A 26,171-nucleotide genomic window follows, 5' to 3' on the forward strand; every position below is an offset into this window, starting at 1 on the left:
CTGCGCTCAATTGAACCCATGCTGCACGGTTGCTGGCGGAAACGCGGGAGACAAAGTCGATGAGTGTCTTATTCAGTGAAGAATATTTAACGAAGCTGGAGCGTCTGGCCAGGGAAAAGGCGGCGGAGTACAAGGCCAATAAGCCCTTTCCTCATATCTATTTCGACGACTTCCTGCCCCAGGAGACGGCAGAGGCCGTGCTTCGTGACTTTCCGCAGCCCAAACAGCTGAAGTGGAATGAGTTTTCGAATCAGAACGAGAAGAAGCTGGCCTTCGATATCGCGGAGAAGCTGCCGGATTCGATCCGCGACGTACTGTATTTTCTGAACAGTCGTCCGATGCTGCAGTTTCTGGAAGTGCTGACCGGCATTCAGGGCGTGATCCCCGATCCTTACTTCGTGGGAGGCGGACTGCACCAGATCGAACGCGGCGGCCACCTCGAGGTGCATGCGGACTTTAACCTGCACCAGAAGCTGAAGCTGGATCGCCGGCTGAACATGCTGATCTATATGAACAAGGACTGGGATGAGTCGTATGGCGGCCACTTCGAGCTGTGGGATCGCGAGATGAAGGGCGCGGAGAAGAAGATTCTGCCGCTGTTCAACCGCTGCGCGATCTTCAGCACGACGGACTTCTCGTTCCATGGGCATCCGACACCGCTGAGCTGCCCGCCGGATCGCTCGCGGAAGTCGATGGCCACGTATTACTACTCGAACGGACGGCCGGATGAAGAACGCAGCGATTCGCACTCGACGCTCTTCCGCACCAAAGAGGGCGAAGCGAAGGAGCCCGAGGCAGTGGTGGTGAAGGAATCGGGCCTGAAGAGCGCGCTGAAGGCGGTAACGCCGCCGATTCTGGTGGACGCCTACAAGAGCATGCGCGGCCAGAAAGATCCGAACGCGTAAAAAGAGCCGGGGCTGAAGCCCCCGGTTTCTCACATCTTTACCCGCCGGGCTTAAAGCACGGCGCTTCTACCGGGTCTGGCTGACGCGAGACGAGATGTGTTCCGTGGCTATCTTACACAGGGGCTGAAGCCCCTTCTTTTCGGAGATCTTTTCGGCACGGCTGAAGCCGTGCCCTGATACAAAGCAAAAAGCAGATCTCTCGGCTTCGCTCGGGATGACAAAGGGAAGGTATGTTTCCCACACAGGCAGAAGCAGCTGGTGTGGGGCACCTTTCCTGCTTAAAGACAAAGGCCATTTCTCTCGAAATGGCCTCGTTTCATCCGGGGGAGGGTGAAAATTGTTCAGGCAACTTCGCGGTCGTTATGGCCGGGAAGCTGACTGCGATGACGCACCATCAGAGGCAACAGCTTGCGCGCCTCCCAGTAGCGGGGCACATAGCGGCCCGGCGCGGAGAAGCAGCGAAAGAGCCAGCCCAGGTAAAGCTTGTCGGCCCAGGCGGGAATGCGGACCTGATCGCCGCTGAGGAAGGCGATGGCCGCTCCGATGCAGTGGATCGAGGGAGTGTATTCGAGGCTGCGCTTGAGATAAAGGCCGAGACGCTCCTGCGTTCCGCCGCCGACGGTGATGATGATGTGCTTCGGGCGCAGCTCGCGGAGACGGGCGAGCAGTGCCTCATCCTGAATTTCGCCGCCGTACATCGGAGCCATATAGACGTAATCCTCGGGAACGAGGATTCCCTGCTCTTCCAGCCACTCCAGATTGCGCTTTGCGTTGGCGGGACCGGCCATGATCCAGAGGGTCTCGCAGGGCTTGCGCACCTCGTCCATCTGCAGCAGGCCGCGGAGGTATTCAAGGCCGGAGAGCCGGCGGATCGAATCGCGCTCCAGAAGATTCCAGATCATGACCATGAAGGCCGAGTCGGTGATGGCGACATCGGCATGGATGAGCGCCTCACGATAGGAAGGGTTTGTCGCGAGATCTTTGAGCGCGGGAGCGGCCGGAACGACGAGGAGACCGCCGTGGCGCATACGCTCGAGCGCGCCATGGATGTCTCCTGCGTAGAAACGGATTCCCAGGATCTGCCTGTATCCCCGATGCGATTTCATTCGCGCGATCAGCTCCTAAACAACGCCTGCGAAACTGCGGGTTGAGGAAAGGATCTGACTTTCAATCCACTCGTAGGTCTTTGCCAGGCCGTCCTTCAACCGGATGGATGGTTCCCAGCCAAGATACTTCTGAATGAGCGTGTTGTCGCTGTTGCGGCCGTTGACGCCCTTCGGCGCGTCGAGCTTATAGGTGCGCTTCAGGCGGATGCCGGCGATCTCTTCGGCGATATCGACCAGCTGATTGATGGTAACAAGCTCGCTGGAGCCGAGGTTAATCGGCTCATGAATATCGCTCTCCATAATCATGCGGCTGCCCTGGGTGCAGTCGTCGATGTACATGAAGCTGCGGGTCTGTTTGCCGTCGCCCCAGATCTCGATGGTGTGATTGCCGGAGTGCTTCGCCTCGATGACCTTACGGCAGACGGCGGCGGGAGCCTTTTCGCGGCCGCCGGTCCAGGTGCCCAGCGGACCATAGACGTTGTGATAGCGGGCCACGCGGCACTGGAGGCCGAAATCCTCTTCAAAGTGGCGGCACATGCGCTCGCTGAAGAGCTTTTCCCATCCGTAGCCGTCTTCGGGGAGGGCCGGATAGGCATCCTCTTCCTTCAGGGCCACGACATCGGGGGTCTTCTGCTTGTCGCCGTTGTAGACACAGGCCGAGGAAGAATAGAAGAAGCGGCCGACGCCCTTGTCGCGGGCGGCCATGAGCATGTGGGTATTGGTGAGCACGCTGAGCATGCAGAGCGCTTTGTTGTTCTCGATAAAGCCCATGCCGCCCATGTCGGCAGCGAGCTGGAAGACGGCGGTGACGCCGTCGGCTGCCTTGAGGCAGCTATCCTTATCCTTGAGGTCGAGGGCCAGGTTTTCGACGCCTTCAGAAGACTGATACCACTCCTCGACAGGCTTGACATCGACTGCCCGCACCACCTCGACACCATCATCCAGCAGATTTTTTACCAGGTGACCGCCAATAAAACCACCGGCGCCGCAGACAACGACCTTTTCGCCCTTCAGATTCATGCCTTGAATGCTCCTCCAGAGAGAGTTGTGCTCAATCCTGCGTTACCGCAAACCAAGTACCAGAGTAATTGTCTTTTGCTTTGTCGAAAACAGCGGTTCGTTTCGTCGATGTGGGCTCAGAAGGTGAGCAGGGACTGAACGATATGCGAAGGTGATGTCCCTGAAAATATTGTCGAGGCGATTACCCTGGACTGTCAAGCTCATGGTGGCCTGCCTTGTAGCAGTGACTATAGCAGTGACTCGTTTTCGTTACTTCAGAGAGCCCATTTTTTCCGCAGCCAATTCAGGTTAATGTCTGCTTAGACGGCAAATCAGATGAAACAGATGCTTGTCCCTTTATTATGAGTGTTTCAGCTGACTTCATGATGCATCGTTCATTGAACCCCGGAATAATACTTTGACCGGACCACTTATGAATCCTTCGCAGGATCGGGCGGGGCTGCGGACGGCGCTGCTGAGGCAGCCGCTCGGCGCTGTCGGGGTCGCGCTGCTGATTCTTTTCCTGGTGCTGGCGCTGTTTGCGCCCTTCCTCGCGCCGGCCAGTCCGGCGGCGATCCATCTGAACGACCGGCTGGCTGCGCCGAGCCACGCGCACTGGTTCGGGACGGACGAGCTGGGGCGGGATATTCTTTCGCGGGCGATTTATGGAGCGAGAATTTCGCTGACGGTGGCGGTTTCCGTGGTGGGGCTGTCGCTGGCTCTGGGGCTGGTTCTGGGCGGGCTGGCGGGCTTTTACGGCGGCGCGCTGGACACGTTTCTCAACATCTTCGTGATGAATGCGTTCCTTTCCCTGCCGGGGATTCTGCTGGCCATTGCCTTTGTGGCCTTCGTGGGGCCGGGGCTGCTGAACCTGATTCTGGCCCTGTCGATCGGGGGCTGGGTGGGCTACGCGCGGCTGGTGCGGGCGCAGGTGCTGGCGGCGCGGGAGCGTGAGTTTGTGGAGGCCGCGCGGGCGCTGGGCGCAAGCGATCTGCGGCTCTTTCTGCGGCACATTCTGCCGAATATTCTGCAGCCTCTGATCGTTCAGTCGGCGATCGGCATGGCGGGAGCGGTGCTGGCCGAGGCGACACTCAGTTTTCTGGGACTGGGTGTTCCGCCGCCGGCAGCGAGCTGGGGCTCGATGCTGAACGACGCGCGGCCGCACCTGTTCGACGCGCCGCATCTGGTGATCTTTCCGGCGATTGCCGTGATGCTGTGCGTGCTGGCCTTCAACTTTATCGGCGATGCGCTGCGCGACTTCCTCGATCCGAGAACGAGGATGAGCGTCGGGATATAGAGACAGGGCGCAGGGCGCAGGGCGCAGGGCGCAGGGCGCAGGGCGCAGGGCGCAGGGCGCAGAATTGGAACTGCACAGCATGGCAGGAGTTGCACAATGTGTGCGATTTTTGTGTGAACCGGTACAAAGCAGAAGCGCCACCCGGATGGGCGGCGCTTTGCTGTTTCTGAGCGCTGTGATCTGCGCTCTGTGACCTGTGCTTACTGCGGTCCGCGGCTTCCACCGCCGGCCGGGCCACGTCCACCACCACTACCGGTGCCAGGACCACGGCCGCGGCGGCGACGGCGTCCACGTCCAGGACCGCCTCCGGAACCACCAGCGGGACGGCGCTCGCCGTTCCCGGCAGCGGCCGGCACTCCGTCGGCACGGTTGAAGTTGATCTCCTCGCCCTCCTCATCACCCTCTTCGCCGTCTTCGAAGTCGTCGCCGCCTTCGATGGTGATGGTGCTGGCGTTGGAAGAAGGCTGGCGCTCGACCGGCTCAGGGCGCGGCTGGCGGCGCGGACGCTCCTCGGATGAGGCAGCGACATCGCCCACAGGCGCTTCCTGCGAACCTTCGGCCGCGGGCTGTTCAAGACCCAGCTTCTGGCGCTGTTCGCGGATGAGGGCCTTGCGCGAGAGCTTGATGCGGTTGCCCTCGATGCCAAGGACCTTGACCATGACCTGATCGCCTTCACGCAGCTCGTCCTTGACTTCGCGGACGCGGTGCTCGGCGATTTCGCTGATGTGCAGCAGACCGTCGGTGCCGGGGAAGAGCTCGATGAAGGCGCCGAACTCGGCCAGGCGAACCACCTTGCCAAGGTAGGTCTTGCCGATTTCAGGGACAGCGGTGAGGTCGTTGATCATGGCGAGCGCCTTCTTCAGGCCTTCCTCGTCGCTCGACGCCACATTGACGCGGCCGGTGTCGTCCACATCGATCTTGACCTGCGTGGCCTCGATGATGCCGCGGATGGTCTTGCCGCCGGGCCCGATGAGGTCGCGGATCTTGTCGGTGGGAATCTGCAGGGTGCGGATCTGCGGAGCGTACCTCGACTTTTCGGTGCGGGGTCCGATGAGGGCCGCGTCCATCTTGTCGAGCAGGAAGAGCCGGCCGCGGCGCGCCTGTTCGAGGGCTTCGCGCATGATCTGGAAGGTGATGCCGGTGATCTTGATGTCCATCTGCAGCGCGGTGATGCCGTTGCGCGTGCCGGCCACCTTGAAGTCCATATCGCCGTAGTGGTCTTCGGCTCCGGCGATGTCGGTCAGGATGGCGTAGCTCTCGTCTTCCTTGACGAGGCCCATGGCCACACCGGCCACAGCCGCCTTCAGGGGAATGCCGGCATCCATGAGCGCGAGGCTGGCGCCGCAGACCGAGGCCATGGACGAGGAGCCGTTGGACTCGAGGATGTCGGAGACGATACGCAGCGCGTAGGGCGACTCGGCTTCAGAGGGAAGAACGGCGCTGATGGCGCGCTCGGCGAGAGCTCCGTGGCCCACTTCGCGACGGCCGACGCCGGTCATGCGGCCGACTTCGCCGACCGAGAAGGGCGGGAAGTTATAGTGCAGCATGAAGCGCTTCTTCTGCTCACCTTCGAAGCTCTCGAGACGCTGAGAGTCATCGTTGGTGCCGAGCGTGGCGGTGACCAGAGCCTGGGTTTCGCCGCGGGTGAAGAGCGCGGAGCCGTGGGTGCGGGGCAGAACGCCGGTTTCGATGCTGATGGGGCGAATCTCGTCGAAGGCGCGGCGGTCGGGGCGGACGCGGTCCTTCGTGACCTGCTCGCGGAAGATGCGCTCGCGGAGGGTCTCGTAGTATGTGGCGAGCTTCTTCTTCGCGGCGGGCTGTTCGGCCTCGGGCAGCTGCTTCAGGCTGGCGGCCAGCTCGTCCCTGATCTGTTTGACGAGGGCGTAGCTCTCGGTCTTGGGATGAGTCTTCGTGTCGAGAGCGTCGCTGAGGCGCGCGCCGATCTGCGCTTTGATGGACTCGTAGTAGCCGGTGTCGAACTCGGGGGCGTTGACGGCGCGCTTCTGTTTGCCGGCCTTCACGACCAGCTCGTCGATCACGGCGACGATCTTCCTGATCTGCTCGTGGCCGAACTCGATGGCTCCGAGAACGATCTCTTCGCTGACCTCGGTCGATCCGCTTTCGACCATCACGATGCCGTCGCGGGTGCCGACGACCATGATGTTGATGCTGCTCTCGCGGCGCTCGGTGTAGGTGGGATTGACGACGAACTCTTCGCCAACGCGGCCGATGCGAACGGCTCCGACGGGACCGGCGAAGGGAATGTCGGACAGAGCGAGCGCGGCGCTGGCGGCGTTGATGCCGATCACGTCGGGATCGTTTTCCCTGTCGGCGGAGAAGACCAGGGCGATGACCTGGGTCTCATTGCGGAAGCCTTCGGGAAAGAGCGGGCGGATAGGGCGGTCGATCTGGCGGCTGGTGAGAATCTCACGCTCGCTGGGACGGCCTTCGCGCTTGATGAAGCCGCCGGGGATGCGTCCGCCGGCGTAGGCGTACTCGCGGTAATCGACGGTGAGGGGGAAGAAGTCGATGCCTTCCTTCGGATCGGGTGAGGCGACAGCGGTTGCCAGCACAACGGAATCCCCCTGGGTGACAAGGGCGGCGCCGGAGGCCTGCTTGGCCATGCGCCCGGTTTCAAAGCTCAGTCGCCTGCCACCGGCAAGTTCGACGAACACTTCCTGTTTCATAGATTCCTCATTTCGGTTGGGGAGACGCTCCGGCGGGGCGAGTTCGCTCGCCGGAAGTGCCGGAGGTCAGAGAGATGGACGCACGAGGCGGGACGGAAAACGATGAGGAGGTGCGGGAGCGCGCGACTCATGGCGCGACTCTCCGCATAAGGGGCAGAAAATGCCTCTGCACGGAACCAGCGGCGGCCGTTTGCCCTTCCGCCGGGAAGGTCCATGCTGTTTCCGTTGCTCGTCGCGTGCGCGTCGGAGACAAAGTGCCTGCTGATATTACTTACGGATACCCAGCTTGCCGATCACGTCCCGATAGCGGTCGGTGTCGTTGGTCTTGAGGTAATCGAGCAGACGGCGGCGCTTGCTGACCAGCTTCAGAAGACCGCGGCGTGAGGAGTGATCCTTCGCATGCGTCTTGAAATGCTCGGTCAGCTCGCCGATGCGCTCGCTGAGAACCGCGATCTGCACTTCAGGACTGCCGGTATCGGTGTCATGCGTGCGAAAGCGGGAGATGATGTCGATTTTTTTTGCAGGTGCCAGCACGGGTGTGCGCTACTCCTTGATGAATCTCAGTCAAATACACTTCCTAAGTGTCTGCATCAAGAGTAACATGGGTAGCTTTTTGCGGCCAGTGAAAAGCTGCGTGGCAGGCGCTCCGGATTACTCTTCCGCATTACTCTTCAGCACGGAGCGCGAGACCGCAGCTCAGGCACTGTTTTGTGAAGGGGTTACCGGAGACCGGACCCAGTCCGGCGAGAGCTGAGCGGCCGGCGCGGCGCTTTCCGGCCCCGAAGGGATGACCGCAGCGCGGGCAGCGGAAGAAGAGGCTCCAGACCCAGACCAGGTTCGCCATGAAGAGCATGGGGAAGGCAAAGCCGATGGCGAGCGCTGCCCACATCTGATGGCGCAGCTCGGCGAAGGTACCGGTGAGAAGCAGGAGAACGGCGACGATGAGGAGCTTCAGAGCCGCAGTGCGGCGGGCGCGGCGGCGCGCCCAGATCAGCGGGTAGTCGCGTTCCACGCTGAGTCGGGCGGAGCTCACGGAAGGATCATACATGGCGGCGAAAGGGCTCTTCAGTTCCCTGCCTGCTCTTCGACGAGGCGGACGGGGCGGGGCGGGATGATGCCGAGCTGTTCGTAGACGGGCCGCATCTCTTTGCGGATGGCGGGCAGGCGGCTCCAGAACCAGAGAGCGCCGAGGATGCAGCAGGAGCCGGTGAACATGACGGTGCGGGGCGCGCCGATCCAGTGCGCGAGCGAGCCGGCGAGCAGGCTGCCGAAGGGCGCCATGCCGACGAAGGCCGCGGTGTAGTAGCTCATGACGCGGCCGCGCTTGTCCTCGGGCACGAGCGTCTGAATGATGGTGTTGCTGGCGGTGAGGCCCTGCATCATGCCGAAGCCGGTGAAGAGCATGAGCGTCATGGAGAGCCACTGAACGGACGAGAGGCCGAAGAGAACGAGGCTGGCTCCGAAGACGGCGGCGGCGATGGGGATCATTTTGGTGAGGCCGCGGACGGATTTGCGGACGACGAGCGAGAGGGCGGAGACGACGGCTCCCACGCCGGCCGCGCCCATAAGGAAGCCGAGAGTGTGCGGGCCGCCGTGCAGCACCTGCGCGGCGAAGACCGGCATGAGCACCATGTAGGGCATGCCCATGAGACTGACCACGGCAAAGAGCAGCAGGATGGTGCGGACGGGCGTAAAGGTGGAGACGTAGTCCCAGCCTTCGCGCATCTGCACCAGCATGGAGGTGGCCGCGCGGCGGACTTCGGCGATCTTTACGCGCATGAGCAGCAGCGAAATGATGACGGCGATGTAGCTGATGCCGTCGATGAGGAAGCACCAGCCTTCGCTGCTGGCGGCGATGATGAGCCCGGCGAGCGACGGGCCGATGAGGCGGGCGATGTTGACCATCGAGGAGTTGATGGCGATGGCGTTGGAGAGGTCGTTGCGGTCCTCGACCATCTGCACCATGAAGGCCTGGCGGCCGGGCATGTCGAAGGCGTTGATCATCCCCTGAAAGATGCTGAGGACGAGGATCTCCGTGATGTTGATGCGGTGCATCAGCGTGAGCACGGCGAGGGCCAGGGACTGCACCATGGCCAGGGTCTGCGTCCAGACAAGAACGGCGCGGCGGTCGGCGCGGTCGACGAGGACACCGGCAAAGGGCGCGAGGATAAAGGTCGGAATCTGACCGGCGAAGCTGACGAAGCCGAGCAGCAGAGCCGATTTTGTGAGCCGGTAGACGAGCCACGCGGTGGCGATGCGCGTCATCCAGGTGCCGATGAGCGAGATGCTCTGGCCGCCGAAGAATAACCGGAAGTTTCGATGGCGGAGCGCACGCCATGCGTGGGAAAAATCGCGCGGTGCCCGGGATTTGGCGGCGGGAGGCTGTCCCTGCGACTCGTCTGTCATGCTCTCCTTTATTTTCGATGCCGCAGGGTGGATGGAGGTGCGAAAAGCGCCGGATTTCGTGCCCTGGATTTCTCGATACGGGATTTCCCATTCCAGGATTTCCCGCTGCACGGACTTCCCTCCGCGATTTTTCTTCCGGACCAGAGGCAGGAAAAACAGCGCCGCAGAGCGATGCCCTGCGCAATCGTCGCTTCCGGAGAATGGCTCGGTATCGGCTCCGGACGCATGCGCTGCCGGGCCTTCGCTTACGTGGTCAGGTGCTCTTTGAGAAAGGCGAGCGAGCGCTCCCGGGCCAGCTTTGCCGAGGCCGCGTCGTAGCTGGGGCGGGGATCGGCGTTGAAGGCGTGGCCGGCGTCATACCAGAAGACCTCGACGGAGGGGTTGGCGGCCTGCACCTTGTCCACCTCTTCCTTCGGGATGTGCTGATCGAGTTTGCCGAAGTGGAGCTGAACGGGAGCCGTGGAGTGCTCGGAGGCGAAGCGGCCGATGCCCCCGCCGTAGTAGCCGACGGCGGCGTCGGGATGGAGGCGTGTCGCGGCGAGCCATGCGACGGTTCCTCCGAAGCAGTAGCCGATGATGCCGGTCTTCTTTCCGCTTTCGCCGCGGGCATAGTCGAGGGCGACGGCGACGTCGCTGACGGCGAAATCCATATTGAGGTGGGGCAGGAACGTTCTTGCCTTCTCCATGTCGGGGCCCTGATAGCCAAGATCGACGCCGCGCTCATAGCGGTCAAAGAGCGCGGGAGCGACGGCGAGGAAGCCGTCCTTCGCATAGCTGTCGGCGACGGAACGGATGTGGCTGTTGACGCCGAAGATCTCCTGCACGACGACGAGACCGGCGATGGGCTCTCCGGCGGGGCGTGCTACATAGGCATCAAACTCATGGCCGTCGCCGGCCTTCAGCTTCACAGTTTCACTCATGACGGTATCTCCGAAGAAGTTGGGGGTTGGATGGTGTTCGGACTGCTTGCAGAATGCGGCAGAGACGGAGCGGCATGCGGCCGCGTCAGTTGTTCCCAGGCGGAGTTTCCGGAGCAGGAACGGGGGACGGCGCGGGCGTCTGGCTGTCGGCGTTGACGGCCCAGTAGCTGGCACGGGCCACGATGTGCGCTCCGTAGTCCTCGGTCAGCTTTACCTGAATGGAGTGGAGGCCGGGCGTGAGATCGGAGGGATGGAAGCTGAGGATGTAGCGGTTGCGGGCGTGGCTGGCCTCTTCGGCAACGCGATCCTGAAAGCCTTTGTCTTTGGTGAAGGGCGCATATTCGCCGCCGCTCATCTCGGCGAGCGTCCTCGGCGTGTTGCGGCGCATGGCGTTCATGGTCATCATGAGCGGGGCGAGGATGTTGAGCTCCGACCCGCCGCCGGTGTTGCCGCGCGCCCAGTCGATGAGCTCGGCTTTGGAGGGCGAGAAGACGAGGCTGAGCACGAGCGTGTTGCTGACGCCGATGCGCTGCACGAGCTGCGGGATGGTGACCTTGTGGCTGCCGTGGTCGCGCGATTCGCTGATGAGCAGCAGCACGCGGCGGTGATCGGGCGGACGGCTTTCGAGCAGATGCTCGGAGAAGCCGACGGCGTCCATGATAGCGGCGCCGCCATCGCCGGGAGGCAGACGGGCGAGATCCTCTTCGATGTAGGTGGTGTCCTGCGAGAACTGATCGAGGTATTCGGGTTGCGAGTCGAAGGCGACGAGGGCGACTTCGCCGTGTCCCTGGCCGGTGAAGAGCTGGAGCAGCGAGCCGAGGTGGCTGATCTTGCTGAATTCGAGGGCAGCGTCGCGTCCGCGCTCGACGCAGATGACGAGCGAGACGGGCTGCGTGTCCATGTCGTCGTCGACGCGCACCTTCTGCGGCACGCCGTTGTCGAGCAGGGTGAAGTCTTTGGACTGCAGGCCGTAGATGACTTCGCCGTCGGATTTTTCGACGAGCGTGGGAACGAGCACGACGTTGGTGGTGACGCGAATGGTGGGCGCCTGGTAGGCGGAGTCAGGGACGGACAGCGGAGCGTGTTGCGGGGGCCCGGGCGGCTGACCTTCCGGCTGGGACTGGGACTGGCTTTGGGCCGGAGGCTGGGCGGGCTCGCCGGGGAATGGCTCCTGCGCGAGGGCAAAGGATGCGGCGGCGAAGAGGCTGCCGAGCGCGAGCAGGCGGAAGAGACGCGTCCGGAGACGGGTGTGGAGACAGGTCTGGAGATGATTCCGGGAATGGTTTTGCGAAACGGCCACGCGGTCCTCTGTTTTCTGAGACGCAGAGCGCGCCGATTTAGTCTTCAGCATCCGTGGTTTCGTCCCCGGCCGTGGTTTCATTCCCGGCCCGGTTGCGGCGCGGGTTGCGGGGCGGCCACGGGACGGGAGTCGATGGCGTCGCGCTCGGCGAAGAAGGCGGGCGCGGGGCGGTAATTGGGGTCGAAGGGCAGCGGGCGCTCGGGAAGGGCGTCGGCGCGGCCGTACTTCGGAGCGTCGAGCCAGGTGTAGCGGTCGGTGATGCCCCAGGTGAGCAGAGCGGTCACGTTGGGCTCGGCGAGCATCATGGTGAGGTAGTCGCGATAGATGCGGGCCACGGAGGCGTCACGCGCCGCGATGTCAGCGGGAAGTTTTTTGTCGTTGATGTCGAGCTCGGTGACGAAGACCTGCAGGCCCATGCGGTGCAGCTCGCGGACGAAGTCGCGCAGGCCGTTGCCGGGGAGACCGGCTGCGGCGTCGAGGTGGCTCTGCACGCCGATGGCGTCGATGGGCACGTTGCGGCTGCGGAGGTGCTTTACGAGGCGCAGGACGGCGTCGCGCTTTTTGACCTGCTCGGGCGAGTCGAACTCGATGGAGTAGTCGTTGTAGGTGAGCAGAGCGGACGGGTCGGCTTTGCGGGCGGCGCGGAAGGCGATCTCAATGTAGCCGGGGCCGATGAAGTCGAGCCAGGGCGAGCTGCGCAGGCTGTCGGGGCGCGTGCTGGCGGGGTCGATGGCCTCGTTCACGACATCCCACGAGTGGAGCTTGCCGGAGTAGTGTCCGGCGACGGTCTGAATGTGGCGCTCGAGGATCTCGCGGGCGTTGGACTTGTTGACGGTGGCCGCAAACCAGTCGGGCAGCGCCTCATGCCAGCAGAGATTGTGTCCGCGGACGCGCTGCCGGTGCGCCTGAGCAAAGGCGAGGATAGCATCGCCGCCGCGGAAGTCGAATTTGTCGGGAGCGGGGCGCAGCGCCTTCCACTTCATGGCGTTTTCGGGAACGAGGAGATTGCACTGCGAGGCGACGACATTCGCGTAGGCGGGCTCGCTGCTGAGCTTCTCCGGCACGACGGCACAGCCGACAAGCAGGCCGCGCGCCTCGGCGTGAGCGCGCAGCGCATGCGAGCCGGTGTACTCTTCGGAGCCGGAGGACGGAGGCTGCGGACGCCGCTGGAGGCCGAATGCCGCGGGAGCGGCGGCAAGGGCGGCGGTGGCCGCTGAGAGCATCAGAAATTCACGCCGCGTCTGCATGTTGCCTCTCCTTCTCTTGCTGCCTGTTTCTGCCCTGCTTTCCTTCTATCTTTTTCGGCCGGGAGCGTGGACGCGCAGGGAGTCGATCTCGCCGGTCCAGCGGAGAAAGCGGAGCAGGCTCATCTTTTCCCGCCAGAAAAACCGCAGGACATCGCCGCGCGTCATCTCTTCGGCCTTCATGCCGGAGTAGGTCTCGATGCGCCACTTCACATACTCGCTGCGCCATGGCCGCAGGCGATGGCCGCGCGTCGCGTTCCAGATGAAGCGCAGAGGAGCTGTCATGAATGCAAAGGGTTTCCCTCACAGAGTATAGCGGCGAAGGTTGCCTGTACAAAGAAAGAAGCGTGCGGGGGCGGTTGCCCTGAAGTGATCGCTTATTTTTTGGCGGGGGCGGCTGGGTTTGCCGGGGCGGCGGTGTCCGAGGGTCTGTCGTTCAGTGTCCAGATGACCTCGCCGGGGCGGGCGTAGTGCAGGCGCTCGCGCGCTTCGTGCTCGATGGCGTCGGGATCGCTCTTCAACTGCTGCACGTGCTGGTGCAGGTGGTCGTTCTCCTGCTTCAGATCGACGATCTGCTTCTGCAGGCTGCGGTCTTCCGCGCGCTTCTGCTCGTAGACGTTGACACCGTTCTCACCGAAGACCGCGTGGTAGCCGAAGAAGACGGCCGCAACGATGGCAATGCCGGTGGCGATGCGGCGGCGCATGCGGTAGAGCCAGCCGGCAGTGCGGCGGGGCATGGCGATGTGTGGGGCCGGTGGGTTCAAGGTCTTCTCGCTTCGACTGCTCTTTCCTTTTCGACTGCTCTTTCTTTTCCTATGAACTGCTTTCCTTATGAACTGCGTCTTTCCTTCTATCGGCTGCGTCCGGCCGGAGCGTCAGCATGGCTTCGGCCGGTCCGCGTCACTTCCCTGCTGTGGCTGAGATGCGCCGCAGCGAAGATCCGTTATTCGAGCACCCAGTTCTTTGCCGCCTCGCTGAGCGGCGCGAGATCGCTCTCCTGCCGCGCTTCGGCATAGACCCGCACCACCGGCTCGGTGCCGCTCAGCCGGTAGCAGACCCAGGAGCCGTCTGCGAGGATGAGCTTGAGACCGTCGGTACGAACGATCTGCGTCACCCTGCGGCCGCCGAGGTCCACCGGATCGGTCTTCACCTTTTCAGTGAATTTGGCTTTCACCTCGGGCGTCAAGCGGAAGTTCTCACGATTGGGGTAAAAGGAACCAACTCCGGCAAATAATTCTTTGAGCTGGGCTCCGAGGCTTTTGCCGCGAACGGCGACCATCTCGGCGATGAGCAGGCCGGCGATGACGCCGTCCTTCTCGGGAACGTGGCCGCGAATGGTGAGTCCGGCGCTCTCTTCGCCGCCGATGGCGATTTTGTCGTCGATGATGAGCTCGCCGATGTACTTGAAGCCAACCGGGGTTTCGTAGAGCGGGATGCCGTAGTGTTCCGCGAGCGCGTTGATGAGGTTGGTGGTGGCGACCGACTTGGCGACGCCGTTGCGCCAGCCGCGGGTCTGGACCAGGTAATCGAAGAGCAGGGCGATGATGTAGTTGGGCTGAATGAAAGAGCCGTCGGCGTCGACGATGCCGAAGCGGTCGGCGTCGCCGTCGGTCGCGATGCCGAGAGCCGCGCCGGTCTCCTTCATCTTCGCCCTGCAGCCGGAGAGGAGATGGTCATCGGGCTCGGGCGCGTGGCCGCCGAAGAGGACATCACGGTAGTCGTGCACGGTTTCAACCTGAACGCCATGCTCGCGCAGGATGTCGCTGCTGTAGCCGCGGGCCGCGCCCCAGAAGGGATCGAAGACCACCTTCAGATTCGCTTTTTTGATGGCGGGAAAGTCGACCAGCTCGCCGAGGCGCTTCAGGTAATCGGGTTTCACGTCGACTTCCTGGAACTTCGTCTGCGACTCAGGCACGGGAACGGGCGTGCTGCCGAGGGCGATGATATCGGCCTCGATCTGCTTTGTGGCTTCGGGCAGGGCGGGCGCGCCGTCGGGGGTGGAGTACTTGATGCCGTTGTATTCGGGCGGATTGTGCGAGGCGGTGAAGTTGATGGAGCCGCCGGTCTTCAGACGGCGCACGGCATACGCGATGGCCGGCGTGGGAGCGGCCTCGGGGATGATGAGCGGCGTGACGCCGTTGGCCTCAAGAACGCGGGCGGCTTCGGCGACGAAGGCTTCGCCGAGAAAGCGGGGATCGCGGCCGACGAGCACGGTCTTCGGTCCTGGCTGCGAGGCCACATACTTTGCGATTCCGGTAACGGCGCGGCGAATGTTCGCCAGCGTGAACTCCTCGGCGACGATGGCGCGCCAGCCGGAAGTGCCGAATTTGATCTCTGCGGGCATGCTTTTCCCTCTCGAAATGTTCTGCCGGTTTGGATGCTTCGCGGGGCGTTCAACCGCCGGACGGAAGCGGCAAATGTAAATGTTGCGGGACAGCGGTCGCCGGCATCGGGCCGTGACCCTGCAAGACATATCATGACACCGGCGGCGGCTGCCACTACTCTGCCGCCGTATGCGCCGATCGTGACGTGATTGTCAGGCCGTACGCCGGTCGTGTCATGATGGGTGCGCCATGACTGTTGCCGCCGCCGATGTCCGCATCGTTCTCTCGACCGCCGGGTCACGGGAAGAGGCGGAGCGCATAGCCCATACCCTGGTCGAGGAGCGGCTGGCGGCGTGCGTGAACCTGGCGCCAGGGCTGACCTCGATTTACCGCTGGCAGGAGAAGATCGAATCGGCGGAGGAGGTGCTGCTGCTGATCAAGACTTCGGCGCGGCATCTGGAGAATCTGGAAGCGGCGCTGAAGCGGCTGCACTCGTATGAGGTGCCGGAGCTGCTGATTCTGCGGGTCGAATCGGGCAGCCGGGAGTATCTGGACTGGCTGGCGGGCTGCCTGCGTCCCGGAATCTGACACAGCGGGCTGTGCCCCGGAGGCGCTGTTTGTTATTCTGACACTGCTCGTATGCGAGTTTTGTACGCGGTTTTTGTGTTGTGCACCGTGGCGCTGCTCTGGGCGGTCGTATCCGTCACGCGCCATATCCGCCGGCATCAGATGATGAGTGTGCGACGCAGCGCCGAACATTCGGACGAAACGGCGGGACCGGCAAAGAACTGATCCCGACGTGGAGATGATCCATGAATTTTGCTTCTTCTTCTGCCACATCCCAGGGTCTTTCGCTCAGACAAAATATCGCACTGCGCAAACTGGCGGCGGTTCTTCTGGGCAGCGCCTTCGTCGGCGTCTGCGCCCATATCGCCGTGCCGATTCCCATCAGCCCGGTGCCGCTGACGCTGCAGACCTTTGCCGTGCTGCTGATCGGGCTGGCCTTCGGGCCTCCCGCGGCGCTGACCACCCTGGCGCTCTACCTGTTCGAAGGGCTGGCGGGACTTCCGGTCTTCAGCCCGCATGGTCCGGGCGGAGTGCTGCAGATTATGGGACCGACGGGCGGCTACCTGCTTTCGTATCCGCCGGCCGCGGCGCTGACCGGATGGCTCTTCCGGGCGACCCGCCGGCACGGCATGATCGCCGCTTCGCTTTCGGCAGCGGCCGGAAGCCTCTTCACGCTCGCAGCGGGCGCCACGTGGCTTGCCATGCTGACGCACCTGCATGCGCGCGCCGCGTTTTCGATCGGAGTATTACCGTTTCTGCCGGGAGATCTGCTCAAAACGCTCGCGGCCGGAGCGGCGGGAGCCGGAATCTGGCGCTTTCGTCAGCGCAGATACCGCGCCAACTAACATCCACCTGTTTTGCGTTTCCTCTGCCTGCAGGATTTACGGGATTTCTTTGCCCCCGAAGGAATATCCGCAGCGCTTTGCAGGACAATCAGAGAGGAACGCCGTTGAAAGGAACTAACCCAGCAGTGACTGCCTCGACTCCGGCTCAGGCCGAAACACCGACCACCAGCGGCGTGCGCGAAATTTCGGTTGCGCACAGCCCGGACTCCGATGACGCATTTATGTTTTACGGTCTTGCGACCAACAAGGTGCGCGTCAACGGCTATAAGTTCGTCCATACGCTGTGCGACATTGAGACGCTGAACCAGAAGGCGATTCACGAGGCCTTCTACGATGTGACGGCGATCTCGTTTCACGCCTATCCATACCTGCAGGATAACTATGCGCTGATGGCGTGCGGCGGCTCGGTGGGTGAGGGATACGGTCCGATGATCGTCGCGCCGCGGCCTTACGATCTGGACGAGATCAAAAAGATCCGCATCGCCGTGCCCGGCACGCTGACGACGGCGTATCTGACGCTGAAGCTGTTTGCGCCGGAGATCGAGACGGCCGTGGTGCCCTTCGACCAGATCATTCCTCAGGTGGTGGCGGGCAACTTCCAGGCGGGGCTGATCATTCACGAAGGCCAGCTCACCTATTCGCACAACGGGCTGCACCGCGTTCTCGATCTGGGACAGTGGTGGCGCGAGCAGACGAAGCTGCCGCTGCCGCTGGGCGGCAACGCGATTCGCCGCTCGCTGGGCGAGAAGGCGATGCTGACCGTGACCCAGGCACTGCGCGACAGCATTCAGCACGGGCTCGACCATCGCGAAGAGGCGCTGGCATACGCGATGCAGTTTGCGCGCGATCTGGACACGAGCCTCGCCGACAAATTTGTGGGCATGTATGTGAACGAGCGCACGCTGAGCTACGGCGAGGACGGACGCGAGGCAATTCGCAAACTGCTCACGATGGGCCACGAGCGCGGCATCATTCCTCACTCGGCAAAGGTGGATTTCGTCGGCTGATTCAGGGCTGAAAAGCTGTAAGGACATGCGGGCGGCCAGGTGCCGCCCGTTTCCTTTTCCGCTTCAGCTCTGGTCGGCGGAGGGGCCGTAGGCGCCGGGGATGGGCACGCCGAGGAGGCGCAGATACACGCCAAGCTGCGCGCGGTGATGCACCATGTGGCTGATGACCCACCTGCGATAGACCGCGGTTCTGGGGTCGTCGATGATGGCCTGCCCGTTCCAGATCATCTTCCAGTGCGCGTTCATGGCGTCGTCGCTGGCTGAGGCCAGTGCGGCGCGCGCCTGGGGCAGATTTGCATCGAAGCGCGACAGCATGTCGGCGCGCTGTTTCCCCTGCCATCCGCCGGCAGAGTCGGCCGCGTCGGTGTCGCTGAGGTCGAGCTTATCTTTGGTGATGGTGCTGGAGCACCACTCCGGAAAATCCGAGACGTGCCAGGCGAGGCGTCCCAGCTCCATGGATTTTTCGTGCGGCTTCCAGGTGAGTTTGTCGTCGGGCACGAGGGCGAGAAATTTGCGGGTACAGGCATACTCCTCGTCGAATTCGGGCAACAGGGTTTCGGCGATGCTCATGATGTCTCCTCCTGATCGCGGCTCAGCATACACGAGGACGCGCGGGCTCGCCGTTAAAAACGGGAGCGCTTACTGCGTTGTGGGCAGGTGCCACTGAAAGATGGGCAGAAGGCTCGATGCGTCGTCGGTCCAGGCGCGGAGGCCGGGCTTATCGGGGATGAGAAAGGCGACGTCGGCGATCTGCGGGCGGGCGAGAAAGGCGGTGTTGTTCGTGACCAGCACCCAGGTGGCGCGGTACTCGCCGCGGGCGTCGTCGGTGTGGGTGTCGATGACGCGGGCCTGCATGCCGGAGGCTTCGGCGAGTTTTTCGACCTCAGGCGGCAGATCGAGATAGCGGTTCGAAACATGGAAGGCCAGGATGCCGCCCGGCGCCAGATGGCGGCGATAGACCTGCATGGCCTGCACGGTGAGCAGATGCAGCGGAATCGCGTCGCCGGAGAAGGCGTCGATGGCCAGCACATCGAAGTGCTGCGGCGGCTCGGAGGCGAGAGAGATGCGGGCGTCGCCCGGAATGATGGAGATCTGCGCGGGCGATTCGCGGATGTAGGCGAAGAGGTTTCGGGCGATGGGCAGCACGGCGGGGTTGATCTCGTAGAACTGCATGCGGTCGCCCGCATCGCCATAGGCGGCGAGCGTTCCGGCGCCGAGGCCGATGACGCCGATGGTGCGCGCACGGCCTTCACAGCAGAAGCGCAGCGCGAGACCCACGCCGGAGTCGAAGGCGTAATAGGTGGTCGGAATGCGGCGCATGTCGGATGCGAACCACTGCGTGCCGTGCTCGATGGTTCCGTTCAGCAGCGTTCGCATGGTGTGCGCCTGGGGCGGCCAGTGCGATTCGCGGACGCGGAGCGAGCCGTAGAAGTTGCGCACCTGAACCAGAGTGCTGCGCCCGTAGACGATGTGCAGCATGATGACGAGCGCGAACATCAGCGCCGTTCCCGTGCCCCAGAGCAGCCGCTGCCCCCATCCACTTTGCCAGGCGACGGCGAGCGCCAGAGCGGCGGTGGCGAGGAAGGAGAGCACGACATCGTAGTTTGCGGCGAAGAGGAGCGGGCAGAGGATGCCGATGAAGATGGTGCCTGCGGCTCCGCCGGCGGCGATGAGCAGATAGAAGAGCGTCGACTCGGAGGGATCGGCGGGACGAAGCGCCCAAGTTTCGGCGTGGCAGAAGAGACAGGCGATGAAGAGCTCAAGCAGGAAGAAGCCGATGATCATCAGGATCGGCCAGGTGACGCCGGTCTTCGAGAACATGAGCCCGAGGCCGGCGAGCATGACGGCAAGCAGACGCAGCGCGATCCAGCGGCGGTAGAGGTGCGGCGTCTCGAAGGCGAGGATGAAGGTAAGCAGATAGACGCCGAGAGGCAGTACCCAGAGGAGCGGAATGGCGGCGACGTTCTGGCTGAGGTGTCCGGTGACAGCGCAGAGCTGCATGGAGGCTCCGGCGGGCAGCAGAAACCACAGCAGACGCGCGCGCAGGGTGCTGCGCGGCGGAGTCTCGAACGATGGAACAGATGCAGATGGCGCGGCAGGCTCGGAGAGAGCGGAAGCGTGGGTGCGGCAGGCGAGCGCGGCAGAGAAGACGGCATAGACGACGAAGCCGATGGCCCAGATGCGCCGCTGCAGACTGAGCGAGATGTACGGCTCGATGACGGAGGGATACAGGACGAGAGCGAGAAGCGATCCGGCATTCGAGAGCGCGAAGAGCTTCCAGGGCACGCCGCTTCCCTCTTCCCGCGCCTGCCAGAGCTGCAGCAGCGGACTGGTCGAGGCGAGCAGAAGAAAGGGCAGCCCGATGGTGAGGATGAGCGTGTGAAAGATGGCGAGGAATGGATGAACGGAGGCGCTGGCGAGGTCGGGCTGAAAGCCGATGAGCGAGATGGCGGCGGCGACCAGCAGCAGCGGCAGGTGCAGCGCGCGGGTAAGCGGCAGGCGGCGGGCGCATCCCAGCCAGTGCGCGTAGAGATAGCCGAGCAGCAGCGCCACCTGAAAGAAGACCAGGCAGGTGAGCCATACGGCGGAGGAGCCTCCAAGGGCCGGCAGCAGTTGCTTTGCGGCCATGGGCTCGACGGCAAACAGAAGAAAGGCCGCCAGAAAGATCGCGCAGCCGTAGAGGATGCGAGCGGAGCCGCGCGTCAGGCTTCGGGTTGAAGACATGTCGATAGAAAGCTAACACGCCCGCTGCCGGAACTCATCCCGCGGGAGTGACCGATGATGATGTTTTGAAGCGGTGCGGCGGGGGCAAAGCTCGTGTTAAACGGAGAGGATGTGGGCCGTAATTCGGGTTTGCTCTGCGGCGCGCATCCTGATATCTTTACAGAAGTTCGCGGTCATTTCTTTTGTGCGCCCATAGCTCAGTTGGATAGAGCGACTGACTACGAATCAGTAGGTCGGAGGTTCGAATCCTTCTGGGCGCACCATAGATCCCTTCCACGCACAACCGGTAGTGAAATGCGGCCTGCTCCGGCCGGAATCTGATCGATTTCTGGAAACACCCATTCTGTTAGCCTCATGCAGAGGTGAAAAGATGCGTTATTCCAGGTTTTTCGGTTCACTCGCCCTTGCTGCTGGAATCCTCTTCACAACCAATCTGAAAGCCCCGGCTCAAATCTCGATCAACATCGGGCCGGCACCGGTATGCCCTTACGGTTACTTCGATTACCCACCGTATGACTGCGCTCCCTATGGCTACTATGGACAGGACTGGTTCATCAACGGGCTCTTCATTGGAGCAGGCCCGTGGTTTCATGGTCCTCACGGCTTTTACGGCCATGTCGACAACCGCTGGGACCCCCACCACGGATATGCCGGACCGCTGCCGCAGCGCGGCCAGCGACCATTCAATGGCTTCCACGCGAACGAGGCCCGCGACGGACGCGGTCATGCCGGCACGGCCGGTCATGACGGACGCGGGGAGCACAGCGGCGGGTTCCAGGGAGGCGGTCATGCCGGTCATGGCGGAGGACGCCGCTAGAGACTGACTCCACGAAGCGAGTGAGGCGTAGCCGCCAACAGTCGCTTCGCGAGACAAATCAGAAACAGGCCTGGTGAGACGGACGCGCTCACCGGGCCTCACTCAGTAGATGTGGAAGTTGACTTCGACCTGAATTTCGACGGCGACGGCGTGTCCCTGATACATGGCCGGCTTGAATTTGTACTGGCGGACGGCCTCTTCGGCCTTTTCGTCGAGGCCCATGCCGAGCGGACGGATGACGCGCACATTCTGCGGATTGCCGTGTGCGTCGACAATGAGTCCGACCAGACAGATGCCCTGATACTTGGCGCGGCGCGCTTCGTCGGAGAACTCCGGATCGGGCGCATAGATGACCTGCGGATTGGAGACGCCGCCGCCGAGGCGCATGACTCCGCCGCCGTAGCCGCCGCCGGTGCCGGGACCGACGCCGTTTCCGTTGCCTGAGCCGATACCGCCGCCGCGGCCCGAACCAAAGCCGGAGCCGCTGCCGCCGCCCTGCGAGGCCAAAGCCACCTGCGGAGACTGCGGAATTCCAATGTTCGGCATGTTGGTGTCAGGCAGCTTGATGGCCTGCGGCATGACCACGGTCGGCTCGACGGCGAGCTTGGGGTGGTCGATGCGGAGAAGCTGCGGAGGCGCTATCTGCGTCTTCGACATTTTGGGCAGCTTGCCCTTCGAGGCTTCGACGATCTCGTGGTTGCCGCCGCCACCGCCGCCGCCCATCGACTGGTTCATGTGGAGCGTGGGCGGGATGTACGGCTTGAGGTCCACATCGGTCGCGACCTCTTTTTTCACGATCGGGCGGGTACGCCAGGTTTCGAGAGCAAAGAGGAGGATGAGCCCGATGATGACCGCGTGCACGACGAAGGAGATGGAGCTGGAGACCGGGCTGCGCTTCACCGCCATGGGATCGGCGACGGCGACGGGCTGCGAGGTCAGCTCAAGGGGCGGAAGCTTCTTCGGGAAAAAGGCATCCTGAACGTTGGTCCAGAGGGTCTTCCAGACCGGTTCCTCTGCGAAGGTATCGGCGACTGCGACTGGCTGAGAGCTTAATTCGAGCGGGGGCTGCTTCGAGGAGGAAAAAGCATCGCGCAGATTCGAGAGCAGCGATGCCCACATGGAACCGTCCGCTTCCTGCAGAGGGTCGGCCTTCACGTCCGCGGTCCGTTTTGTTTCTGGTTCCAGTTCCGGAGGTGTCAAAAGCTGATTGCCCATAGTACTTCCCCGGAAGCGGAACTTCCGGTTTTCCCCATTATCCATGACCGCTGCCCCGGTTGTCGCGGACAGCAAGGACCATCCGTATTTGTGATGCCAACAGCAAAAACGCGGCAGCACGAAATCCGGAGGGGGACGGCCTATGATAAGCGAAAATCGGGCCGTTGCCCATTCCTCTCCCGATAGACGGATTCCCGCAGACGAAGTCACATCATTATTTACAGGATGGAGAGCTTTTGGTGACACGCCCCTTACACGCGAGGCCCGGTTTACGGCACGGCGGATACAATAAAGGTTTCCGGCCGTTGCAATAAAACCGAGTCCTGATCCTTTTGTTTTTCGGAGATACGATGTCCGCTGCACCCCGCTCCGGCGCGCAGGAAGCCTCTGCGCCGGAGAAAACGCCCCTGAAGGCGACGCTCACGCTGCCCCAGACCGAATTCCCCATGAAGGCCAACCTGCCGCAGAACGAACCGGCGCGGCTGGAGGAGTGGGCCACGACGCATCTGTATGACCAGATTCGGGAGGCGCGGCGGGGCGCGGAAAAGTACATTCTGCACTATGGCCCTCCTTATGCGAACGGGCCGATCCACCTGGGCCACGCGTTACAGAAATGTATTAAGGACTTCATTCTCAAATCGAAGACGATGGCCGGCTATGACGCGCCGCTCATTCCGGGATGGGACTGCCACGGCCTGCCGATTGAGATCAAGGTGGATGAGCAGCTCGGGCGCAAAAAACTGTCGATGCCGGCGACGTCGGTGCTGCGCGCCTGCCGGGAGTATGCGCAGAAGTTCATCGACCTGCAGCGCAGCCAGCTGATCCGCCTGGGCGTCTTCGGCTACTGGGAGAAGCCTTATCTCACGATGTCGAAGGCGTATGAGGCAAAGACGCTCGAGACCTTTTACGACTTTTACGAAAAGGGCTTTGTCTATCGCGGCCTCCGGCCGGTGTACTGGTGCATCCACGACTGCACGGCGCTGGCCGACGCGGAGATCGAATACGAGATGCACACCAGCCCGAGCGTCTATGTGCGCTACGCGCTGACCAGCGATCCGGCGGCGATTGACACGGCGCTGGCCGGGAAGAAGGTCGCAACGATTATCTGGACGACCACCCCGTGGACGCTGCCCGCATCGCTGGCGGTGGCATTTCATCCGGATTTCGAGTACGTGGCGCTGGAGAAGGACGGACAGGTCTATATCGTTGCCGAAGCGCTGGCGGCGCAGGTGCGCGAGGCGTGCAGGCTCGACGGCGCGGTCGAAGTTGCGCGTTTCAAAGGCGCGAAGCTGGAGCGTGTGACCTTTCAGCATCCGTTTCTGGATCGCAGCGTGCTGGGCGTGCTGGCGGATTACGTGACCGCCGATGCGGGCACGGGCGCGGTCCATACGGCTCCGGCGCACGGCGCAGACGACTTTTACACGGGCGCGCGCTACGGGCTCGATCAGACCTGTAAGGTCGACAACGCGGGCATTCTGCGCGATGGGCTGCCGGAGTACGACGGCCTGACGGTCTTTGCCGCCAACGAGCCAATCATCGCTCTGCTGACGGCGCGGGGCGCGCTGCTGGGGCGGAACGATATCTATCACAGTTATCCGCACTGCTGGCGCTGCCATAACCCGGTGATCTTCCGCGCGACGGAGCAGTGGTTCATCGGGCTCGAAACGCCGATGAGGAATGCCGACGGCTCGGAAACGACCTTCCGGCAGCGGGCGCTCGACGAGATCAAAAAAGTGACGTGGGACCCGGCGTGGGGCGAGGAGCGCATCTCGAATATGATCGCCACGCGTCCGGACTGGTGCATCTCGCGGCAGAGGATCTGGGGCGTGCCGATTGCGGTCTTCTTCTGCAGCGGCTGTAATGCGACGCTGAACGATCCGGCGATCAACCGCTCGGTGGTGAGACTGTTCGAGACCGAAGGCATCGAAGCCTGGCATACGCAGAGCGCGGAGCAGATTCTTCCGGCGGGAACGAAGTGCCCGGGCTGCGGAGGAACGGAGTTCCGCAAGGAGACGGACATTCTCGATGTCTGGTTCGACTCGGGGATGAGCTGGAATGCAGTGCTGGCCGGCAATCCGGAGCAGCGCTTCCCTGCCGATCTCTATATTGAAGGAGCCGACCAGCATCGCGGATGGTTCCACTCGTCGCTGCTGTGCGCGGTCGCGGTGCGCAATCAGGCTCCTTATAAACATGTCACGACGGTGGGGTGGACGCTCGACGAGCAGGGGCGCGCGTTCTCGAAGTCGCTGGGCAACGGCGTGGACCCGGTGGATGTGGCGAAGCGCTTCGGGGCCGAAGTGGTGCGGCTGTGGACGGCGAGCGTCGACTTTCGCGAAGATGTGCGCGCGAGCGAGAACCTGATGCAGCGCGTCGCGGATAACTACCGCAAGCTGCGGAACACCTTCCGCTTCCTGCTCGGGAATCTGCACGGGTTCGATCCGGCGCGGGATGCGGTCGCGTACGACGAGCTGCTGCCGCTGGACCGGTACATGCTGGGCCGCACGCGCGAGCTGGTGGAGAAGGTCAGCGGCGCGGACGGAAAGGGCGGATGGTACGAGGCCTTCGAGTTCCACCGCATTTATCACGCGCTGACCGAGTTCTGCGTGACCGATCTGAGCGCGGTGTATCTCGACGTGCTGAAGGACCGCATGTACACCTTTGCTCCGGTAAGCCATGAGCGGCGGTCGGCGCAGACGGTCATCTGGAAGATCACCGAGACGCTGGTGCGGCTGGTAGCTCCGATGATGAGCTTTACGGCGGATGAGGTGTGGCAGTATCTGCCGAAGGTGGAAGGGCGCGAAGCGAGCGTGCATGCGGCGCTGTTTCCGATGGCGGATGAGATTGCGCCGGCCGATCCGGCGCTGCTGGGAGAGTGGCAGAAACTCTTCATCGTGCGCGATGAAGCGTTGAAGGCTCTCGAAGAGGCGCGCAAAGAAAAGCGCATCGGCAAGGCGCTCGAAGCGAAGGTGCGCATCGAAGCGGGAGCGGAGCAGTATGCTCTCGCAACGAAGTATGCGTCGTCGCTGAAGGAGCTGTTCAACGTCTCGGGCGTGGAGATTGCGGCGGCGGCGGATGGAGCGCTGCATGCCGCGACCGCTCCCGCTGACGGCTCGAAGTGCGAGCGCTGCTGGAACTACTACGCAGACGACGGCCCCGACCGGGTGCAGGCCTTTGGCGCGTGGCCGCAGGTGTGCGGACGCTGCGCGCGGGCGCTGCGGCAGATGGGCCACGACGGAGACGCGGCGTGAGCGGCGCCGGGAGCAATCGCCGCGGCTGGCTGCTGCTGCTTTCGGCGCTGATTGTGGCGCTGGACCGGTGGTCGAAGATCTGGGTGGGCCGCCACATCGAGGAAGGCAGCGCGATCACGGTCATTCCGCGCTACTTCCGCATTACGCATGTGGAGAATCCGGGCGCGGCCTTCAGCCTGTTTACGGAGACGGCGCATCCGGAGCGGACACACTGGCTGCTGACGGGGTTTTCGATCTTTGCGGCGGTTGTGGTGCTGGTGGTGCTGCTGCGCATCGGACGGCGGCTTTCGGTGGCGTCGCTGGCGCTGGCGCTGATTCTGGGCGGGGCGATCGGGAATGTGTGGGACCGGCTGCGCTATCTGACGGTCACGGACTTCCTGGAGGTTCACCTGCGCTGGGGCGCGTGGAGCTATCACTGGCCGGACTTCAACGTTGCCGATTCGGCGATTGTGACGGGAGGCATTCTGCTGCTGCTCGACGCGCTGATGCCTGTGAAGAAGAAGATCGACTGAGGCCGTCTTTACAGGATTTTCATCTTTTTCGGCTCCCTCCGCGGCCTC

The 26,171-nt window shown here is 63.1% G+C and carries 23 protein-coding genes and 1 tRNA gene; 9 read left to right on the forward strand and 15 right to left on the reverse strand.

Annotation, left to right across the window (positions count from 1 at the left end; all coding sequences use genetic code 11):
* Positions 1-59: 59 nt before the first annotated feature.
* Positions 60-905 (forward strand): 2OG-Fe(II) oxygenase, encoded by an 846-nt coding sequence (locus D0Y96_RS16805; RefSeq protein WP_117302227.1) that lies wholly within the window; start codon positions 60-62, stop codon positions 903-905.
* A gap of 341 nt (positions 906-1,246) precedes the next feature.
* Here the strand turns inward: D0Y96_RS16805 and D0Y96_RS16810 are convergent, their stop codons facing one another.
* Both D0Y96_RS16810 and D0Y96_RS16815 read right to left on the reverse strand, forming a co-directional pair.
* Positions 1,247-2,011 (reverse strand): WecB/TagA/CpsF family glycosyltransferase, encoded by a 765-nt coding sequence (locus tag D0Y96_RS16810; protein ID WP_117302229.1) that lies wholly within the window; start codon positions 2,009-2,011, stop codon positions 1,247-1,249.
* A gap of 15 nt (positions 2,012-2,026) precedes the next feature.
* Positions 2,027-3,031, reverse strand: a complete 1,005-nt coding sequence (locus D0Y96_RS16815; protein ID WP_117302231.1) for an NAD-dependent epimerase/dehydratase family protein — start codon at positions 3,029-3,031, stop codon at positions 2,027-2,029.
* Between the two features lie 412 nt (positions 3,032-3,443).
* Here D0Y96_RS16815 and D0Y96_RS16820 point away from each other — a divergent pair, with 412 nt between their 5' ends.
* On the forward strand, positions 3,444-4,307 hold the full coding sequence (locus D0Y96_RS16820) for an ABC transporter permease (RefSeq protein WP_117302233.1): 864 nt from the start codon (positions 3,444-3,446) through the stop codon (positions 4,305-4,307).
* A gap of 200 nt (positions 4,308-4,507) precedes the next feature.
* On the opposite strand, the gene pnp is transcribed toward D0Y96_RS16820, so the two are convergent.
* From pnp to D0Y96_RS16870, 10 genes are all read right to left on the reverse strand, one after another.
* Positions 4,508-6,994, reverse strand: a complete 2,487-nt coding sequence (gene pnp, locus D0Y96_RS16825; RefSeq protein WP_117302235.1) for a polyribonucleotide nucleotidyltransferase — start codon at positions 6,992-6,994, stop codon at positions 4,508-4,510.
* Positions 6,995-7,261: 267 nt separating this feature from the next.
* A complete protein-coding gene (gene rpsO, locus D0Y96_RS16830) occupies positions 7,262-7,528 on the reverse strand; it encodes a 30S ribosomal protein S15 (protein ID WP_117302237.1) in 267 nt (88 codons plus the stop codon).
* Positions 7,529-7,658: 130 nt separating this feature from the next.
* On the reverse strand, positions 7,659-8,042 hold the full coding sequence (locus D0Y96_RS16835; RefSeq protein WP_117302239.1) for a hypothetical protein: 384 nt from the start codon (positions 8,040-8,042) through the stop codon (positions 7,659-7,661).
* 17 nt (positions 8,043-8,059) lie between these two features.
* Positions 8,060-9,400 (reverse strand): MFS transporter, encoded by a 1,341-nt coding sequence (locus tag D0Y96_RS16840; RefSeq protein WP_117302698.1) that lies wholly within the window; start codon positions 9,398-9,400, stop codon positions 8,060-8,062.
* 245 nt (positions 9,401-9,645) lie between these two features.
* On the reverse strand, positions 9,646-10,320 hold the full coding sequence (locus tag D0Y96_RS16845) for a dienelactone hydrolase family protein (RefSeq protein WP_117302241.1): 675 nt from the start codon (positions 10,318-10,320) through the stop codon (positions 9,646-9,648).
* Positions 10,321-10,405: 85 nt separating this feature from the next.
* Positions 10,406-11,620, reverse strand: a complete 1,215-nt coding sequence (locus D0Y96_RS16850; protein ID WP_158562452.1) for a VWA domain-containing protein — start codon at positions 11,618-11,620, stop codon at positions 10,406-10,408.
* A 77-nt stretch (positions 11,621-11,697) separates the two neighbouring features.
* Positions 11,698-12,867 (reverse strand): endo-1,4-beta-xylanase, encoded by a 1,170-nt coding sequence (locus D0Y96_RS16855; protein ID WP_252263877.1) that lies wholly within the window; start codon positions 12,865-12,867, stop codon positions 11,698-11,700.
* 45 nt (positions 12,868-12,912) lie between these two features.
* Entirely contained in the window at positions 12,913-13,149 is a 237-nt protein-coding gene (locus D0Y96_RS16860) for a hypothetical protein (RefSeq protein WP_117302245.1), read from the reverse strand.
* Positions 13,150-13,241: 92 nt separating this feature from the next.
* The gene (locus tag D0Y96_RS16865; protein WP_252263878.1) at positions 13,242-13,628 is read right to left on the reverse strand and encodes an FtsB family cell division protein; all 387 of its coding nucleotides are present in this window, start codon (positions 13,626-13,628) and stop codon (positions 13,242-13,244) included.
* A gap of 179 nt (positions 13,629-13,807) precedes the next feature.
* Positions 13,808-15,208: a phosphoglucomutase/phosphomannomutase family protein gene (locus tag D0Y96_RS16870; RefSeq protein ID WP_117302249.1), complete on the reverse strand. Its 1,401-nt coding sequence runs from the start codon at positions 15,206-15,208 to the stop codon at positions 13,808-13,810.
* A gap of 229 nt (positions 15,209-15,437) precedes the next feature.
* Here D0Y96_RS16870 and cutA point away from each other — a divergent pair, with 229 nt between their 5' ends.
* The 3 genes from cutA (at position 15,438) to D0Y96_RS16885 (ending at position 17,607) form a co-directional block, all read left to right on the forward strand.
* Positions 15,438-15,776 carry a divalent-cation tolerance protein CutA gene (gene cutA / locus D0Y96_RS16875; RefSeq protein WP_117302251.1) on the forward strand — a complete coding sequence of 113 codons (339 nt, stop codon included), beginning with the start codon at positions 15,438-15,440 and terminating at the stop codon, positions 15,774-15,776.
* A 224-nt stretch (positions 15,777-16,000) separates the two neighbouring features.
* Positions 16,001-16,600 carry a biotin transporter BioY gene (locus D0Y96_RS16880; protein ID WP_117302253.1) on the forward strand — a complete coding sequence of 200 codons (600 nt, stop codon included), beginning with the start codon at positions 16,001-16,003 and terminating at the stop codon, positions 16,598-16,600.
* Positions 16,601-16,725: 125 nt separating this feature from the next.
* On the forward strand, positions 16,726-17,607 hold the full coding sequence (locus D0Y96_RS16885) for a menaquinone biosynthesis family protein (protein ID WP_117302255.1): 882 nt from the start codon (positions 16,726-16,728) through the stop codon (positions 17,605-17,607).
* A gap of 63 nt (positions 17,608-17,670) precedes the next feature.
* Here D0Y96_RS16885 and D0Y96_RS16890 read toward each other — a convergent pair whose 3' ends face one another.
* Both D0Y96_RS16890 and D0Y96_RS16895 read right to left on the reverse strand, forming a co-directional pair.
* Positions 17,671-18,177: a DinB family protein gene (locus D0Y96_RS16890; RefSeq protein WP_117302257.1), complete on the reverse strand. Its 507-nt coding sequence runs from the start codon at positions 18,175-18,177 to the stop codon at positions 17,671-17,673.
* Between the two features lie 69 nt (positions 18,178-18,246).
* Positions 18,247-20,331, reverse strand: coding sequence for a fused MFS/spermidine synthase (locus tag D0Y96_RS16895; RefSeq protein WP_117302259.1), 2,085 nt, complete (start codon positions 20,329-20,331; stop codon positions 18,247-18,249).
* A 186-nt stretch (positions 20,332-20,517) separates the two neighbouring features.
* On the opposite strand from D0Y96_RS16895, the gene D0Y96_RS16900 reads away from it, so the two are divergent.
* Positions 20,518-20,594 (forward strand) — tRNA-Arg (locus D0Y96_RS16900).
* Positions 20,595-20,701: 107 nt separating this feature from the next.
* Complete coding sequence (locus tag D0Y96_RS16905; RefSeq protein ID WP_117302261.1) at positions 20,702-21,148, forward strand: hypothetical protein; 447 nt, start codon at positions 20,702-20,704, stop codon at positions 21,146-21,148.
* A gap of 102 nt (positions 21,149-21,250) precedes the next feature.
* On the opposite strand, the gene D0Y96_RS16910 is transcribed toward D0Y96_RS16905, so the two are convergent.
* Complete coding sequence (locus D0Y96_RS16910) at positions 21,251-22,303, reverse strand: energy transducer TonB (protein ID WP_350449107.1); 1,053 nt, start codon at positions 22,301-22,303, stop codon at positions 21,251-21,253.
* A 410-nt stretch (positions 22,304-22,713) separates the two neighbouring features.
* On the opposite strand from D0Y96_RS16910, the gene ileS reads away from it, so the two are divergent.
* Both ileS and lspA read left to right on the forward strand, forming a co-directional pair.
* Entirely contained in the window at positions 22,714-25,611 is a 2,898-nt protein-coding gene (ileS, locus tag D0Y96_RS16915) for an isoleucine--tRNA ligase (RefSeq protein WP_117302265.1), read from the forward strand.
* The gene (lspA, locus tag D0Y96_RS16920) at positions 25,608-26,123 is read left to right on the forward strand and encodes a signal peptidase II (RefSeq protein ID WP_117302267.1); all 516 of its coding nucleotides are present in this window, start codon (positions 25,608-25,610) and stop codon (positions 26,121-26,123) included. The genes ileS and lspA overlap by 4 nt, the downstream gene beginning before the upstream one ends.
* Positions 26,124-26,171 lie beyond the last annotated feature (48 nt).

Source organism: Paracidobacterium acidisoli, assembly GCF_003428625.2.
Classification (GTDB): Bacteria; Acidobacteriota; Terriglobia; order Terriglobales; family Acidobacteriaceae; genus Paracidobacterium; species Paracidobacterium acidisoli.